This is a genomic window from Streptomyces sp. NWU339 (assembly GCF_003143855.1).
Classification (GTDB): Bacteria; Actinomycetota; Actinomycetes; order Streptomycetales; family Streptomycetaceae; genus Streptomyces.
Window position 1 is genome coordinate 131,362 of the sequence record NZ_QFRK01000011.1, and the last position, 15,365, is coordinate 146,726.

The window sequence follows — 15,365 nt, forward strand, 5'->3', positions numbered from 1 at the left end:
TGACCTAGCTTGCTATAGAGCAGAGTAGAGCACAAGAGGTAGCGCGGCATAGGCTGTGCTATGTCGCGCTAGTCGGTACGCTCGCCACATGACGGTTGAAGCCCACGACCCCAGGCCGAAGAAGGTCCAGATCGCCGACGCCTTGCGCGACGAGATCGCAGCGCTCCCAGCGGGGCACCGCCTTGCTTCACTACGGGAGTTGGCGGAGCGGTTCAAGGTCACCACCGTGACCGTGGGCAACGCGCTCAAGGTGCTCACCGATGAAGGCGTGATCGTCTCGGTGCCGACACGGGGGTACTTCGTACAGACCCCGACGGGCACGACTGGGGCCGGGAAGGATTCCAGCGAGCCTGTTAACCGAGACGAGATCAACGCCATCCGCTCCGAGATTCAGCAACTTGCTGCCCGAGTAGCCGAGTTGGAGAAGCGCTCCCAGTCCCCGAGCAGTGCCTGACAGTGATCCACCATGCGGTCAGCGCGATCGGGTAACTAGGGACAGGCATGGTGTCACTGGGGGACAGCCTTGGTGCCAACCCCCTGTCACCCCCCGTGTCACCAGCTCCCCGAGTGCCAGACTCGAAGCAAGCACCCCGACGGGAGGGCAGCACATGAGCGACGAACGGCCGGCATGGGCGCGACGGATCGCCTCAGAGCGAGAAGCCCGACAGTGGTCACAAGCGGAGGTGGTCGCCGCCTTGCGCGCCCACGCACCGAAGCCACTGCCCGAGGGTTCCAGCATGGTCCGCCAGTGGAAGCGGTGGGAGTCCGGCGAAGTGATGCCGAGTGACTTCTACCAACCGATCATCGCGGCCACCTTCGGCACCGTCACCCACGCGATCTTCCCGGTAGCCGGGCAGCGAGACGGGAACGCCGAGATCGCCGCCGTCAGCGGCATGGAGACGCTGGACATCATCAGTAGGTTGCAGGCGTCCGACGTCGACAACGCCACGCTTGATGCCCTCCGGATCACCACCGACCGGCTGTGCTCCGAGTACCCGTATCTGCCCAGCGGGCAGCTCGCCGCCGAGGGCAGGCAGTGGCTCAAGCGGGTTGCAGGGCTCCAGTCCCAGCGGCTCACGCTCGCGCAGCACCGGGAAGTGCTCACTCTGTCCGGGTGGCTGGCGCTCCTGATCGGATGCGTCGAGTACGACATGGGCGACCGGGCCGCAGCCGAGAGCACCCGGAAGGCGGCCCTGTCTTTAGCTCGTGAGTCCGGCAACGCGGAGATCTCCGGTTGGGCCCACGAGATGCGGGCCTGGTTCGCACTGACGACCGGCGACTACCGCGGAATCCTCGCAGCGTCCCAGGCCGGGACGGAGTCGGCTCCCTCGCATGGCGTGGCCGTGCAGCTCGCCGCCCAAGAGGCGAAGGGTTGGGCGAGGCTGGGTGACCGGCGACAGACCGAGGTGGCGTTGGACCGAGGGCGCAAGCTCCTCGAAGGGATGCCGTACCCCGAAAACCTGGATCACCACTTTGTGGTGGACCCAGCGAAGTTCGACTTCTACGCGATGGACTGCTACCGGCTGCTCGGAGAGGACCGGTTCGCAGAGAACCTTGCCCGCGAGGTCATCCGGGCGGGCACAGACTTCGACGGGTCCGAGCGATCGCCGATGCGCATGGCAGAGGCGAGGATCACGCTCGGTGTGGTGGCAGCCAGGCAGGGCGACTTGGACCAGGCCGTGAAATACGGCGAGTGGGCGTTGAAGGGCGACCGGCAGTCCCTGCCGTCCCTGCTCATGGTCAGCCGCGAACTGGCAGCCATCATCAACCGAGACTTCGCCAACGAGACGACGGGCCGGGAGTACCTCGATCACTTGACCGCGCTCAGCCGCGCCAGCTAGGCCAGTTACAGGTTTCTCTACCTCATCAAGCCCCGGCTGCGCTCCGCTCCGCCGGGCGCGCTCCCGGCTCCGCTCCGGGCGCCGCTCCTGCCTTCGGCCCGCTCCGCCCGCGCTGCGCCGACGCGCGCCCACTGGTGGATAGGGCCGGAGGCCATGAGGCGAGCACCGCAGAGGGCGGCCCGCGGTCAAAGACGATGCCTCCGGCGGGGGATCGGCCGGCACCGGGATGGAGGGGGCGCCGTTGCCGAGCGCGGGCACGTAGTGGCGTGCGCGGGGTGCTCCCATCCCGTCCGCCGTCGACCCAGGCAGAGCCGAGCAGACGCGGCCCAGGGGCGTCAAGGTCGTTCGTACAGTGGCGCGCTCCACCTTGACGCCCCTGAACCACGCCCGCTCCACGGTGTGTGGGTCGACGGCGGACGGGATGGGAGCTGGGTCAAGTGGTGGGTAGAAGTGGGCGGTTGGCCAACAGGCATGCGAAGCAGTGCCAACGGTCCCTCAGGTACACTCCTGACAGGTGTCCCTCATAGGGAACGTCTGTAGCCGTGCCTGCGCGCACTTTGGGGAAAGGGCCGCGCAGCACGGCTTCTACAGAACTAGTCCGAGCAACATCGACCCATAGGAGTCTCGATGCCCGAGCTGGGGCCCACCGTACCGTGCTACGCATGGCAATGCAATGCGTATCGCGTGATGCGGAAGTGCACTCACCCGCTGCCAGCCTGCAAGCCCGCACGACGGACGTGGAAGACTCGGATGGAGTCAGCCACAACGGTCATGAGGTGCCTTGCTGCGGCCGCGAGCCTAGCCGCAGTGGCCTACCCGTGGGTTAACACGCTGATGTGAGCGTGCCCCGCCGTGTCCCTCCCGTGCCTGTCAGGCTGGCAAGAGACGGGGCACGGCGGGGACTCACGGGGAACTGACCAAGAACACGCAGGTCAGCAACTTCCCAGGTCGTGCGGCGAGCGTGTACCCGATCTTCCAAACTAGCTACGCGGGTTCGATTCCCGTCGCCCGCTCCACACGGCTCAGGGTCGGGCCGGAGGACTTTTCCTCCGGCCCGACCCTGATCGCGTTCCCGCCGCCTCCGCGGCCTTCGTCACTTGTCGGCGCGGTAGAGCTTGATGTCCTTGTCGGCGAAGAGGTGGACGTAGCCGCAGCGTCGGCAGATCAGACCGGTGGCGCTCTCGTCGGCCCGGGCCGGCTTCATGAACTCCATGCCGGAGCTGTCGAGCAGGACCTCCCGGTCCCGGGACAGGTCTCCTCGGCAGATCCGGCAGTCGAGCCGGACATCGCCCAGTACCGCACGCACCGGCCTCGCCATCGCGCGAACGCCCTCGGGGGTCAGAAGCTGATCGAGCTGATCGTGTCCGCTATCGAGTCCAGGAAGCGGTTGATCGACGGGGCCATGCCGGTCGAGGCGAGGAAGAAGCCGAAGAGGATCGCGACGATCGCGGGTCCGGCCTTGATGGACCCCCCTCTGATCAGCACCACAAGGACGATCGCCAACAGCACCACGACAGACAGTGAAATGGCCACAACTGATCACACCCTCGGTCGGTCCGCTTCGCCGGCCCGGGCGACGCATCCCCGCGCACCCCGCCAGAACCATCGTGCCACCAACAGGGCCGTCCTATGCGGCGAGTGACGCACCGTTCGTTCCCCTTCGGCCGCGCCTCGCGTGCGCACCCTCCCCGCGAAGCACCCGCACCGGCCCGCGCGGAGCACGCGCGGAGCCGACGCCGCGGCATCGCACAGTAATTCGGCGTGACCCCCGCACGGGGAATTCGACCGTATCGTTGCCGTCCTCGCACAACACTTTCTCAGCTATTTCGAATTACCCCCACGCGTACCCCGACGAGCCCCCCGGCAGCCCGCGAAGCGACTCGAAACGGACATCCAACCGGACCTGCCCGGCGGGCATATGCGCCACTTCGCCCGGAACAATGACGACAAAAGGGGCCCATGGAGCACGGGGAACCCTTGCCCGCGCGATGTGTCGGCCGTCACTCCCAGAAAGCCGTCTGCATTCGCGGATCGCGGGTATCCGGATTCGACGACCAGGAATGACGTGGGAGTTTTACGAATACCCACGCCGAACGCTAGGGTGCCTCAGATGTTCCACGCTGCCTCGTCACCCGCAAGCGCAGCGAGCACACCGATCCCCTCCCCGAGTTCCTGGCGGGTGGTTCGGTGACGGACTCGCTGCAACCGAACGGCAACCGCAGGACGCCATTTCCCCCGGCCGAACCGCCGGACCCCGGAGCGCCGGGCCCGCGCACGGAGGACACACAGAGCACGCAGAAGGCGAAGGCCGCCTCCGGCAAGCGGCGGGACGCGTTCTTCGACAACGCCAAGTACCTGGCGATCGTGCTGGTGGCCGTGGGCCACTTCTGGGAGCCCATCAAGGGTGACAACCGGGCCATGGAAGCCGCGTACACCGTCGTGTACTCGTTCCACATGCCGGCCTTCATCATCATCTCCGGCTACTTCTCGCGCAGTTTCGACATGCGTCCCGACCGGCTGCGGCGACTGATCACCGGCGTCGCCGTGCCGTACATCATCTTCGAGACGACGTATCCGCTCTTCAAGCGCGTCATCGACAACGACCCGCAGCAGGAGATCAGCCTCCTCGACCCCTGGTACCTCACCTGGTTCCTGTGCGCGCTGTTCGTCTGGCGGCTGACCACACCGATCTGGAAGGCGGTGCGCCACCCGCTGCCGCTCGCGCTCGGCATCGCCATGCTGGCGAGCGTCTCCCCCCAGATCGGCGACGACCTCGATCTCCAGCGGGTCCTGCAGTTCCTGCCGTACTTCGTGCTCGGCCTGTGCATGAAGCCCGAGCACTTCCAGCTGGTGCGCCGCCGGTCGGTACGGATCGCGGCGGTGCCGGTCTTCGCGGCGGCGCTGGCCTTCGGCTGGTGGGCGGTGCCGCGGATGCACACCGGGTGGTTCTACCACCGTGACTCCGCACAGGAGTTGGGTGCCCCGTGGTGGGCCGGTCCCGTCATGATGCTGGCGATGTTCGGCTGCTCCGTGCTGCTGACTGCCTGCTTCTTCGCCTGGGTGCCGGGCCGCCACATGTGGTTCACCGCGCTCGGCGCGGGCACGCTCTACGGCTACCTGCTGCACGGCTTCGTGGTGAAGGCCGGTGACTACCGGGGCTGGTTCGAGCCCTCCGTGCTGCACGAGCCGATCGGCGCGGTCGCCGTGACCGTCTTCGCGGCCGTCCTGGTGACGTTCCTGTGCTCCAGGCCGGTGCAGCGGGTCTTCCGGTTCGCGATGGAGCCGAAGATGGAATGGGCCTTCAAGCGGGATGCCGCGCAGTCGGCCCGCGACCGCGAGCGCGAACCCCGTGAGAAGCGGGACGGCCACGAGGAGCGGGACGGCCGGGAAAAACAGGAGACGCAGGAGACGGTCTCCGCCTAGTCGGCCGGCGCGGGGCGGTCGGGTCGCGTCCCCGCCACGAGGCCGAGGAGTGTGCGCATCCGCGCGTACTTCTCGGCCAGTCGGCCGCGGGTCGCCTCGTCCAGCACCGCCAGCCGCGCCGGATCGGCGTTGTGCGCCAGGTCCGCCTCCTTCACCAGCAGGGCGCCCGGGGTCGCGAGGATACGGGCCGCGTAGACCTCGGGAGGCTCCCCGGACCGCTTGGTGACCGCGAGGACGATGTCCCGGGTCCGCCGGCTCAGTGCCGCCTCCCTGAGCCACTGCTCCGAGAGCTTGCCGTCCTCGACGGCGTCGTGCAGCCAGGCCGCCGCGATCTGCTCCTCGTCGCCGCCGCGGTCCCGGACGCCCTCGGCGACGGCCCGGAGGTGCTCGGCGTACGGCACGCCCGCCTTGTCGGTCTGGCCCTCGTGCACGGCACGGGCGATGGCCTCGACCTGGGCGGGGGTCAGCAGGTTGCGCGGTGTCTCGGTCACCCCTCCAGTGTCCCCGCCCCCGCCGTGCCGCACGGTCCGGGCGGGGCAGGAGAGTGGTGGAGGCCGCCGGTCCGGGCGCGGGGAGCCGGGGTCAGCGGGGCAGGGCGGCCGTGCTGCCCTCGCGGCAGATCAGCAGCAGCGCCCGGTCGTCGTTGACGTCCTTGGCGACCGCTTCGATGAGGTGCCAGGCCGCTCCGTGGAAGCCACCGGCGACATAGCGGTCGGCCTCGCCGGTGAGGCGGTCGATGCCCTCGACGATGTCCCGGTCCGACGTCTCCACCAGGCCGTCGGTGAACAGCATCAGCACGTCCCCGGGACGCAACGAGCCTTTCACCGGGTCGAACTGTGCGCCGTCGTACACGCCCAGCAGCGGGCCGTCGCCCGACTTCTCCTCCCAGCGGCCGCTGCCCGCGCTGAGTTGGAGACCCGGCGGATGCCCCGCGGAGTACAACTCGTAGTCGCCGGAGTCCAGGTCGAGGACGAGGTGGATGGAGGTGGCGAAGCCCTCCTGCCACTCCTGGCGGAGCAGGTAGCCGTTGGCGGCCGGCAGGAAGGCGTGCGGCGGGAGGCTGCCGAGCAGGCCGCCGAAGGCGCCGGACAGCAGCAGGGCGCGCGAGCCCGCGTCCATGCCCTTGCCCGACACGTCGGTCAGGACGACCTCCAGCGTGCGCCCGCCGTTGGTGCGGGCCGCGACCACGAAGTCGCCGGAGAAGGACTGGCCGCCGGCCGGACGCAGGGCCATCTCCCGGTGCCATCCGCTCGGCAGGGCCGGCAACTGGCTCTGCACCCTGATGCGTTCACGCAGGTCGAAGAGCATGGTGCCGCCGCGCCGCCAGGGCACGCCCACCCGGCTGCGGAACTGGGCGACGACCAGTCCGAAGAAGCCGCAGGCGGCCACGGTGAGGACGACGCCCGGAGTCACCCTGGACGCTCCCTCGGTGTACGGGCCGAGTCGGACGGCCTCCACGATCAGTGCCGTCGCCGCCGCCGCGTACAGGCCGAGCAGACTCGCCGGGCGGAGCAGCAGCCCGCCGGCGACGATCGGCAGCACCAGTGCGGACGGTGCGAACCAGACGGAGTTGGCGAGCGTCGCGGCCGAGATGAGCGGGATCGTCAGCAGCAGCCCGGCAAGGGCTATCCAGTCGGAGCCGTCCCCGCGGAAGTAGTCGACGGCGGCCCGGCGCACGCCGACGCGGGCCCGGTGCCACTGCTTCTTCACCCGGGCCGTGAGCGTGTCGGCTGCTGCGCGCCTCTCTCGTCCTGCTGCCATCAGTTCGGGACCCTATCCATCGGAGCGACCACTTGGCACGGGAGGTCCTGGTTGTCCCCCGTCCGGGGACCGACTTCACAGTGAACTTCACCGGGCGCCCTCGTGTGGTCGTCCGGCGGAAATTGTGCCGGACGTCCCGCTCCGCCCGCCCGCCGCGCACCGGCCCCGCCCCGCCGGGCCGGTCTCACCGGTGCTGGCAGGCCGGGCACCAGAAGAGGTTGCGGGCGGCGAGGCCGGCGGTGCGGATCTCCTCGCCGCAGATGTGGCAGGGCTGATGGGCCCTGCGGTAGACATACACCTCACCGCCGTGGTCGTCGACACGTGGCGGGCGGCCCATCGCCTCCGGAGTGTGTTCCGGGCGGACGGTGTCGATCCGGTTGTTGCGGACGCCCTCCCGCATGAGCCCGACCAGGTCGGTCCACAGGGCGTCCCACTCGGCGGGGGTGATGTCCCGGCCCGCGCGGTACGGGTCGATACCGTGCCGGAAGAGGACCTCGGCGCGGTAGACGTTCCCCACGCCGGCGATGAGCTTCTGGTCCATGAGGAGCGCGGCGATCGTCGTACGGCTGCGGCTGATCCTGCGGTACGCGGCGTCCGGGTCGGCGTCCGGGCGCAGCGGGTCGGGACCGAGACGGTCGTGTATCGCCCGCTTCTCGGTGTCCGTGATCAGGGCGCAGGTGGTGGGCCCGCGGAGATCGGCGTACGACGCGTGGTGCGTGAGGCGCAGCCGGACGGTGTCCGTGGGCGGGGGCGCGGGGGCCGGGCCCAGGGCGACCTTGCCGAAGAGGCCGAGGTGGATGTGGACCCAGTCGGTGTGCTCGGGGTCGGGGTCGCGGAAGCCGAGGAAGAGGTGCTTGCCGTGGGCTTCGGCGGTGTGCAGGACGGTGCGGTCCAGGAGGGCGGCGGCGTCGCTGAACTTGCCCTGGGGGCTGGAGACCCGAAGAGGGGTGCCGTCGGAGAAGGCCCCGGCGTAATCCTCGGCCAGCCGGTGAATGGTGTGGCCCTCCGGCACGGGTTCGCTCCCCTCCCTCTCGACTCTCTCAGCCCGCTCGGTTCCTCCCGCCCCCCGCCCGGTTTCTCCCGCCTCCTGGCCGGGTCACTGCTGGGGGTGGTGGGGCGGGATCGGGGGGAGGTCGCCGGTGGTCTCGTAGTCCGCGAGCATGTCGATGCGACGGGTGTGGCGCTCGTCGCCCGAGAACGGGGTGCCCAGGAAGACCTCGACGAACTTCGTCGCCTCGTCCGAGGTGTGCATGCGCGCACCGATCGCGACCACGTTGGCGTTGTTGTGCTGGCGGCCCAGCGCCGCGGTCTCCTCGCTCCACGCCAGGGCCGCTCGTACACCCTTCACCTTGTTCGCGGCGATCTGCTCGCCGTTGCCGGAGCCACCGATCACGATGCCGAGGGCGTCGGGGTCGGCGGCGGTCCGCTCGGCGGCGCGGAGGCAGAAGGGCGGGTAGTCGTCCTGGGCGTCGTAGATGTGGGGCCCGCAGTCGACGGGCTCGTGACCCGCGTCCTTGAGCCACTCGGCGAGGTGGTTCTTGAGTTCGTATCCGGCATGGTCGGAACCGAGGTACACGCGCATGGTCCGAGTGTGACACGCGGGATCGCGGGCAGGCGCGCGGGGGCGTGTGACACGGCTCCCAGACACAGCTCCGAGACACGGCTTCACGGCCGTCACCGACGCAGAAGGGGGCCGTCCGGGCGCTGTACGTGCGCCCGGACGGCCCCCTTCCGGGGACGATCGAGAAGTCACCGCTTGTTGACGAACCGCCAGGCGGTCGGCAGCACGCCCATCGCCAGGGCCGCCTTCAGGGCGTCACCGATGAGGAACGGGGTGAGACCCGCCGCGATCGCGGCGGAGGCGGACATGCCGGTGGCCAGCGCCAGGTAGGGCACGCCGACGGCGTAGATGACCGCCGAGCCCAGCAGCATGGTGCTCGCCATCCGCCACGCGGAGCGGTCGGCGCCGCGACGGGCCAGGGAGCCCACGACGACCGCGGCCAGCAGCATGCCCAGGATGTAGCCGAACGACGGCGCCCCGTAGCCCGACGCGCCCTCGGCGAACCACGGCACACCCGCGACGCCCGCCACCGCGTACAGCGCGAGGGAGAGGAGACCGCGGCGGGCGCCGAGGGTGGTGCCGACGAGCAGCGCGGCGAAGGTCTGGCCGGTCACCGGCACCGGGGACCCGGGGACCGGGACGGCGAGCTGGGCGGCGACGCCGGTGAGCGCGGCACCGCCGACCACGAGGGCCACGTCCCGCACACGGGAGGCCGGGACGAGGTCGGCGAGGACCAGACCGACGCGGGCCCCGCCTTCCTGGGGCAGGGCGGACGAGGCGGCAGCGGTGCTCATGGGGACTCCGCGGGGTGAGGAGGCTGGGGACGACAGCGACGCTATCCCAGCGCCCTCGAGCCGATCACCGTCAGCGCTCGACAAAGGCGCCGCCACACGGATGGTGGGCTCCGGACAAAGAACGTGCCCAATCCGGGCAACGGAGTGATACCGGTCACGGGGGTGACATGGCCCCTCCCACAAGGGCCGCCCGGCCGGCGTCTGTAGGGTCCCGCCAAACCGGCCGTCCGCGCCCCACGCCCGGCCCCTCGCCGGGCGACCCGTCGGCCACCCACCGGTAACCGGATTGCCACCCTCCGTATGGTGCGTGTCCACATGGCGGGCAGCCTCTCCGCCGGGCGGGAGCGGCCGCCCAAACTGACGGGGTTTCATCGTCTCCCGCATTGGACGAGCCGTGCCCGTTCCCAGCACCTCCGTCGAGACACCGCCGCAGCGGGAGGAGTCCTCCCTCTCCCACGGCCTGAAGCAACGCCATCTGTCGATGATCGCCCTGGGCGGGGTGATCGGGGCCGGCCTGTTCGTCGGCTCCGGCGCGGGCATCGCGGCCGCCGGGCCGTCGATCGTCCTCGCCTACACCCTCTCCGGCCTGCTGGTCATGCTGGTGATGCGGATGCTCGGCGAGATGTCGGCCGCGCATCCGTCGTCCGGCTCCTTCTCGGCGCACGCCGAGCGGGCCATCGGGCCCTGGGCGGGCTTCACGGTGGGCTGGGCGTTCTGGGTGCTGCTGTGCACGGCCGTCGGCCTGGAGGGCATCGGCGCCGCGAAGATCGTCACCGGCTGGCTCCCGGGCACGCCCGAGTGGGCGTGGGTGGCGCTGTTCATGGTGGTGTTCTGCGGCACGAACCTCGCGGCCGTGAAGAACTTCGGCGAGTTCGAGTTCTGGTTCGCGGCACTGAAGGTCGGCGCGATCTCCCTGTTCCTGGTGCTCGGGGTGCTGGCCCTCACGGGCGTGCTGCCGGGCACCGACTCCCCGGGCGCCTCGAACCTCACCGATCTGTTTCCGAACGGCGGCGAGGGGCTGGTGATCGGGCTGCTCGCCTCCGTCTTCGCGTACGGCGGTCTGGAGACGGTCACCATCGCCGCGGCCGAGTCGGAGAACCCGGTCAAGGGCGTCGCCGTCGCGGTCCGCACCGCGATGTGGCGGATCGCGCTGTTCTACATCGGTTCGATGGCGGTCATCGTGGCCCTGGTCCCGTGGGACTCGACGGCGGTGGTCGAGAGCGGCCCGTACGTCGCCGCCCTGGACCGGCTCGGCATCCCGGGCGCCGGTCAGCTGATGAACGTCGTGGTGCTGGTGGCGCTGCTGTCCGCGATGAACGCCAACATCTACGGCGCCTCGCGCATCGCCTACTCCCTGGTGGAGCGCGGGCCGGGCCCGAAGGCGCTGAGCCGGGTCTCGGGCGGGGTGCCGCGGCTCGCCGTGCTGGCCTCCTCGGTCTTCGGGTTCCTGTGCGTGCTGCTGAGCTACTGGCGGCCTGACGACGTCTTCTCCTGGCTGCTGAACATGATCGGCGCGGTGATCCTGGTCGTCTGGATCTTCATCGCCGTCTCACAGCTGCGGCTGCGGCGCATCCTGGAGCGCGAGGCCCCGGAGAAGCTGGTGGTGCGGATGTGGGCGTTCCCGTGGCTGACGTGGATCGCGCTGGCCGGGATGGCGGGCGTCTTCGTCCTCATGGCGCGGGAACCGGGCACGCGCGTGCAGCTGTACTCGACGGGCGGCATGGTCCTGGTCCTGGCGGCCGTGGGCTACGCCTGGCAGCGGGCTCGGAAACGAGCCGGCACCGGGGACTGAAGCCCTCCCCGAAGCCCCCTCCCGCGGCGGCGAAGGCCCTCGACAGGACGCATCGTCCGGCCGAGGGCCTTTCCCATGCCCACGTGCGTCCCGGGCACACGATCCACCCCCTTCTGCTGCTAGCGTGCAGTTGCAACACCATGGCAGTAAGAGGTTCGTGAGACCCGGCACTCCAGGGGCCCGCAAGGCCCCGATGAGCGTCCTGCCTCGTGATCGTCTTCTCACCGTTCACCCGGCAGGCGGAAAAAGGGAAGCCCCCGCGAGGACAGGACTCGCGGGGGCTTCCGGTATGCGGCGTTCCGGGTCAAAGTGTCACATGACGACACCCAGGACCATGAAGCTGCCCTGCTGGACGTGCGACGCCGACCAGCAGCATCGTCAGCTGAACAAGGCCGAGCAGGACTGGCTCAAGGAGCGGCTGGGCCGCACGGGCGTGAACGAGTTCTGGCTCTGCGAGAACGTGCTGGACCCGGACACCGGCAAACAGTGCCGCAACCTGCGCACGGGGTTCGTCATGAAGCCGTTCCCCAAGGCCGTCCGCGTGCCCGTCCCCGAGTGACCCGCCCCGGAGCGACCCGTCGCCGTCACAGGTTGCTGAAGTCCGGGCCCTTCGTGCGGGTGCGCTTGATCTCGTAGAAACCGGGGACGGAGGCCACGGCGAGGGTGCCGTCCCAGAGGCGGGCCGCCTCCTCGCCCTGGGGCGCGGGAGTGACGACCGGGCCGAAGAAGGCGATCTGCTCGCCGTCCGCGCCGGGCACGGCGATGACCGGGGTGCCGACCTCCTGGCCGACCTTGTCGATGCCCTCCTGGTGGGAGGCGCGCAGCTGGGGCTCGTACGGGGTGGAGTCCCAGTGCTCCATGAGGGAGTCGGGCAGGCCGACCTCCTTCAGGGCGGCCGCGACGGCCTCCTTCTCCGGACCCTCGCCCTGGTTGTGGATGCGGGTGCCGAGCGCGGTGTAGAGGTCGCCGAGCACCTCGGCGCCGTGCTCCTGCTCGGCCGCGGCGGCGACACGGACGGGCCCCCAGGCCTTGGTCTCGAGCATCTCGCGGTACTCCTCGGGCAGCTCGTCGAGCTTGTCCTCGTTGAGGACCGCGAGGCTCATCAGGTGCCAGCGGACCTTGACGTCCCGCACCTTCTCCACCTCCAGCATCCAGCGGGAGGTCATCCAGGCCCAGGGGCACAGCGGGTCGAACCAGAAGTCAACAGGGGTGGCGGGGGCGGCGGCAGGGGACGTGTCGGGCATGTCGCTCCTCGGGAGGGAAGTTCGGGGCGGGTGTTTCCCCCGGGGAAACACCCGAACTCCCCCCGGTCATTCCCGGCTGCCCCTGGTCAGGGGCGCATGGCAGGATCGGTGCTGTCCAGCCCTGTCGACGACGACGTATGAGGAGTCCGCCCGTGCCCGGTGAGAACCTGACCCGTGACGAGGCCCGGGAGCGGGCCGCACTGCTGTCGGTGGACGGGTACGAGGTGTCCCTCGACCTGCGCTCCGCGATCGGCGGAGGGAACGGCGGGGACGAAAGGGACAGCGGGGCCGGGCCGCACACCTTCCGCTCGGTGACGACCCTCCGGTTCCGCTGCGCGGAGCCGGGCGCGAGCAGCTTCGCGGACCTGATCGCGCCGAGCGTGACGGCCGTCTCCCTCAACGGGCGGGACCTCGACCCCGGGGAGGTGTTCGACGGCTCCCAGATCCTGCTGGAGGACCTGGCCGCCGACAACGAGCTGATCGTCGACGCCCGGTGCGCGTACTCCCGTACCGGCGAGGGCATGCACCGCTTCGTCGACCCCGAGGACGGCGAGGTGTACCTCTACACCCAGTACGAGCCGGCCGACGCCCGGCGCGTCTTCGCCAACTTCGAGCAGCCCGACCTCAAGGCCCCCTACCGCTTCGAGGTGCGGGCCCCCGAGGGCTGGACGGTGTGGAGCAACGGTGCCGGTGAACTCGCCGACGGTGTCTGGCGGTTCGCGGAGACCAAGCCGATCTCGACGTACATCACGTGCGTGGTCGCCGGGCCGTACCACTACGTCACGGACACCTACGAGCGTGAACTGCCCGACGGCACGAGGCTGGAGATCCCGCTCGGCGCGATGTGCCGCAAGGGTCTCGCGCCGCACTTCGACGCCGACGACGTGTTCCTGGTGACCAAGCAGGGCCTGGACTTCTTCCACGACCACGTCGACTACCCGTACCCCTTCGGGAAGTACGACCAGGCGTTCGTGCCCGAGTACAACCTGGGTGCGATGGAGAACCCCGGACTCGTCACGTTCCGGGAGGAGTTCATCTTCCGCGGCAAGGTCACGCAGGCGTCCTACGAGGGCCGGGCCAACGTGATCTTGCACGAGATGGCGCACATGTGGTTCGGCGACCTGGTCACCATGGAGTGGTGGGACGACCTGTGGCTCAAGGAGTCCTTCGCCGACTTCATGGGCGCTTTCTCGCTCGTGAGCGCCACCCGTTTCACCGACGGCTGGATCACCTTCGCCAACCGCCGCAAGGCCTGGGCGTACCGCGCGGACCAGCTGCCGTCCACGCACCCGATCACCGCCGACATCCGCGACCTCCAGGACGCCAAGCTCAACTTCGACGGCATCACCTACGCCAAGGGCGCCTCCGTACTGAAGCAACTGGTGGCGTACGTCGGCCAGGACGCCTTCCTGGAGGGCGCCCGCCGCTACTTCAAGCGGCACGCGTACGGCAACACCCGCCTCGGTGACCTGCTGTCGGTCCTCGAGGAGACCAGCGGGCGGGACATGGCGGCCTGGACGCGGTCCTGGCTGCAGACGGCAGGGGTCAACTCCCTGACGCCCCAGGTGCTGTTGGACGCGGACGGCAGGGTCGAGGAGCTCGCGGTGGTGCAGGAGGCCGCGGAATCGCACCCCGAACTGCGCCCGCACCGGGTCGCGGTGGGCCTGTACCGGCGTACGGGCGACGGCGCGCTCGAGCGGTACGCGCGCGCCGAGGCGGACGTCGACGGGGCGCGTACGGTGGTCGCCGAGCTGGCGGGTGCCGAGGCACCCGAGCTGGTGCTGGTCAACGACGACGACCTGACGTACTGCAAGATCCGCTTCGACGAGACCTCGCTGGCCACGCTCCGCGCGCACCTGGGCGCGCTGACCGACCCCCTGGCCCGCGCCCTGTGCTGGTCGGCGCTGTGGAACATGACGCGGGACGCGCTGCTGCCGGCCCGGGAGTTCGTGGACCTGGTGCTGCGGTTCGGCGGACGCGAGTCCGACATCGGTGTGCTCCAGATGCTGCACGCCTGGGCCGAGTCGGCGCTCGTCCACTACGCGGCGCCCGCCTGGCGGGAGACGGGTGGCCGGCTGCTCGCCGAGGGAGCCCGGCGCGAGCTGGAGGCCGCCGCGCCGGGCAGCGAGCAGCAGTTGGCCTGGGCCCGCTTCTTCGCCCGGTCGGCCGGTGCGCCGGGCGACTTCCGGCTGCTCCAGGAGCTGCTGTCGGGCACCGTGACGGTCGACGGGCTCGACGTCGACCAGGAGCTGCGCTGGGTGTTCCTGGAGCCGCTGGCCGCGCACGGGTTCGCCGACGAGAAGGCACTGGCCGAGGAGCTGGCCCGGGACGACACCGCCTCCGGCAAGCGCCACCAGGTCCGCTGCCTGGCCGCCCGCCCGTCGGCGGAGGTGAAGGCGCGGGCGTGGGAGCAAGTCGTGGAGTCGGACGAGCTGTCCAACGCGCTGGTGGAGGCGACGATCGCGGGCTTCGCCCAGCCCTCGCAGCGGGAGCTGCTCGCGCCGTACGCGGAGAAGTACTTCGCGGTGATCGAGCGGGTGTGGACCGAGCGGTCGATCCAGATCGGCATGGACGTGGTGCGGGGCCTGTTCCCCGATCTGCGGGACTCGCCCCGGACGCTGGACGCGACGGACGCCTGGCTCGCGGCCCACGAGGACGCGGCCCCGGCGCTGCGCCGTCTGGTGCTGGAGGCCCGGGACGACCTGGCGCGGGCGCTGCGCGGCCAGGCGTGCGACGCGGCGGCGGGCTGACACCCGCTGCGGCGACCGGCTGACACCCACCCGCTCCCGGCTTGATCCCACCCCTGGGATACACGCTCCGTGACCGTTACGGAATTCGGTCAATGAGAACCGTAACCCCTGGTCCCACCCGAACGGGCCAGGGGTTTTCGGCATCCGAACAAGCGTCCTTTAGGACGGTCTTGTCCCTGATTGTCGACGGCTCTGTAAC

The 15,365-nt window shown here is 70.2% G+C and carries 14 protein-coding genes; 6 read left to right on the forward strand and 8 right to left on the reverse strand.

Annotated elements, in window-relative coordinates:
• Positions 1–88 precede the first annotated feature (88 nt).
• Both DIZ27_RS16150 and DIZ27_RS16155 read left to right on the forward strand, forming a co-directional pair.
• The gene (locus DIZ27_RS16150) at positions 89–454 is read left to right on the forward strand and encodes a GntR family transcriptional regulator (protein ID WP_109379102.1); all 366 of its coding nucleotides are present in this window, start codon (positions 89–91) and stop codon (positions 452–454) included.
• A 283-nt stretch (positions 455–737) separates the two neighbouring features.
• The gene (locus tag DIZ27_RS16155) at positions 738–1,841 is read left to right on the forward strand and encodes an XRE family transcriptional regulator (protein ID WP_258308397.1); all 1,104 of its coding nucleotides are present in this window, start codon (positions 738–740) and stop codon (positions 1,839–1,841) included.
• Between the two features lie 1,093 nt (positions 1,842–2,934).
• On the opposite strand, the gene DIZ27_RS16160 is transcribed toward DIZ27_RS16155, so the two are convergent.
• On the reverse strand, positions 2,935–3,159 hold the full coding sequence (locus DIZ27_RS16160) for a hypothetical protein (protein WP_109379104.1): 225 nt from the start codon (positions 3,157–3,159) through the stop codon (positions 2,935–2,937).
• Positions 3,160–3,179: 20 nt separating this feature from the next.
• On the reverse strand, positions 3,180–3,374 hold the full coding sequence (locus tag DIZ27_RS16165; protein WP_109379105.1) for a hypothetical protein: 195 nt from the start codon (positions 3,372–3,374) through the stop codon (positions 3,180–3,182).
• Between the two features lie 654 nt (positions 3,375–4,028).
• Here DIZ27_RS16165 and DIZ27_RS16170 point away from each other — a divergent pair.
• On the forward strand, positions 4,029–5,264 hold the full coding sequence (locus tag DIZ27_RS16170) for an acyltransferase family protein (RefSeq protein WP_109379106.1): 1,236 nt from the start codon (positions 4,029–4,031) through the stop codon (positions 5,262–5,264).
• Here the strand turns inward: DIZ27_RS16170 and DIZ27_RS16175 are convergent.
• From DIZ27_RS16175 to DIZ27_RS16195, 5 genes are all read right to left on the reverse strand, one after another.
• Positions 5,261–5,755 (reverse strand): HD domain-containing protein, encoded by a 495-nt coding sequence (locus DIZ27_RS16175; RefSeq protein ID WP_109379107.1) that lies wholly within the window; start codon positions 5,753–5,755, stop codon positions 5,261–5,263. The two genes, DIZ27_RS16170 and DIZ27_RS16175, sit on opposite strands and share 4 nt — an antisense overlap.
• 91 nt (positions 5,756–5,846) lie before the next feature.
• Entirely contained in the window at positions 5,847–7,025 is a 1,179-nt protein-coding gene (locus DIZ27_RS16180) for a PP2C family protein-serine/threonine phosphatase (RefSeq protein ID WP_109379108.1), read from the reverse strand.
• A 184-nt stretch (positions 7,026–7,209) separates the two neighbouring features.
• Positions 7,210–8,037: an Fpg/Nei family DNA glycosylase gene (locus tag DIZ27_RS16185; RefSeq protein WP_109379109.1), complete on the reverse strand. Its 828-nt coding sequence runs from the start codon at positions 8,035–8,037 to the stop codon at positions 7,210–7,212.
• 84 nt (positions 8,038–8,121) lie between these two features.
• Positions 8,122–8,607, reverse strand: a complete 486-nt coding sequence (locus tag DIZ27_RS16190; RefSeq protein ID WP_109379110.1) for a ribose-5-phosphate isomerase — start codon at positions 8,605–8,607, stop codon at positions 8,122–8,124.
• Between the two features lie 167 nt (positions 8,608–8,774).
• On the reverse strand, positions 8,775–9,380 hold the full coding sequence (locus DIZ27_RS16195; RefSeq protein ID WP_109379111.1) for a biotin transporter BioY: 606 nt from the start codon (positions 9,378–9,380) through the stop codon (positions 8,775–8,777).
• 394 nt (positions 9,381–9,774) lie between these two features.
• On the opposite strand from DIZ27_RS16195, the gene DIZ27_RS16200 reads away from it, so the two are divergent.
• Positions 9,775–11,172 (forward strand): amino acid permease, encoded by a 1,398-nt coding sequence (locus DIZ27_RS16200; RefSeq protein ID WP_109379112.1) that lies wholly within the window; start codon positions 9,775–9,777, stop codon positions 11,170–11,172.
• A gap of 316 nt (positions 11,173–11,488) precedes the next feature.
• Positions 11,489–11,731: a hypothetical protein gene (locus DIZ27_RS16205; protein WP_109379113.1), complete on the forward strand. Its 243-nt coding sequence runs from the start codon at positions 11,489–11,491 to the stop codon at positions 11,729–11,731.
• Positions 11,732–11,756: 25 nt separating this feature from the next.
• Here the strand turns inward: DIZ27_RS16205 and DIZ27_RS16210 are convergent, their stop codons facing one another.
• A complete protein-coding gene (locus tag DIZ27_RS16210) occupies positions 11,757–12,416 on the reverse strand; it encodes a DsbA family protein (protein ID WP_109379114.1) in 660 nt (219 codons plus the stop codon).
• Between the two features lie 152 nt (positions 12,417–12,568).
• Here DIZ27_RS16210 and pepN point away from each other — a divergent pair, with 152 nt between their 5' ends.
• Positions 12,569–15,166 (forward strand): aminopeptidase N, encoded by a 2,598-nt coding sequence (gene pepN / locus DIZ27_RS16215; RefSeq protein ID WP_109379115.1) that lies wholly within the window; start codon positions 12,569–12,571, stop codon positions 15,164–15,166.
• Positions 15,167–15,365: the final 199 nt, after the last annotated feature.

What these genes read in the sequence shown, in the direction of transcription:
- DIZ27_RS16150 (WP_109379102.1), top strand. Translation starts at nt 89, where the DNA reads ATGACGGTTGAAGCCCACGACCCCAGGCCGAAGAAGGTCCAGATCGCC.
- DIZ27_RS16155 (WP_258308397.1), top strand. Translation starts at nt 738, where the DNA reads ATGGTCCGCCAGTGGAAGCGGTGGGAGTCCGGCGAAGTGATGCCGAGT.
- DIZ27_RS16160 (WP_109379104.1), bottom strand. Translation starts at nt 3,159, where the DNA reads ATGGCGAGGCCGGTGCGTGCGGTACTGGGCGATGTCCGGCTCGACTGC.
- DIZ27_RS16180 (WP_109379108.1), bottom strand. Translation starts at nt 7,025, where the DNA reads ATGGCAGCAGGACGAGAGAGGCGCGCAGCAGCCGACACGCTCACGGCC.
- DIZ27_RS16190 (WP_109379110.1), bottom strand. Translation starts at nt 8,607, where the DNA reads ATGCGCGTGTACCTCGGTTCCGACCATGCCGGATACGAACTCAAGAAC.
- DIZ27_RS16195 (WP_109379111.1), bottom strand. Translation starts at nt 9,380, where the DNA reads ATGAGCACCGCTGCCGCCTCGTCCGCCCTGCCCCAGGAAGGCGGGGCC.
- DIZ27_RS16205 (WP_109379113.1), top strand. Translation starts at nt 11,489, where the DNA reads ATGACGACACCCAGGACCATGAAGCTGCCCTGCTGGACGTGCGACGCC.
- DIZ27_RS16210 (WP_109379114.1), bottom strand. Translation starts at nt 12,416, where the DNA reads ATGCCCGACACGTCCCCTGCCGCCGCCCCCGCCACCCCTGTTGACTTC.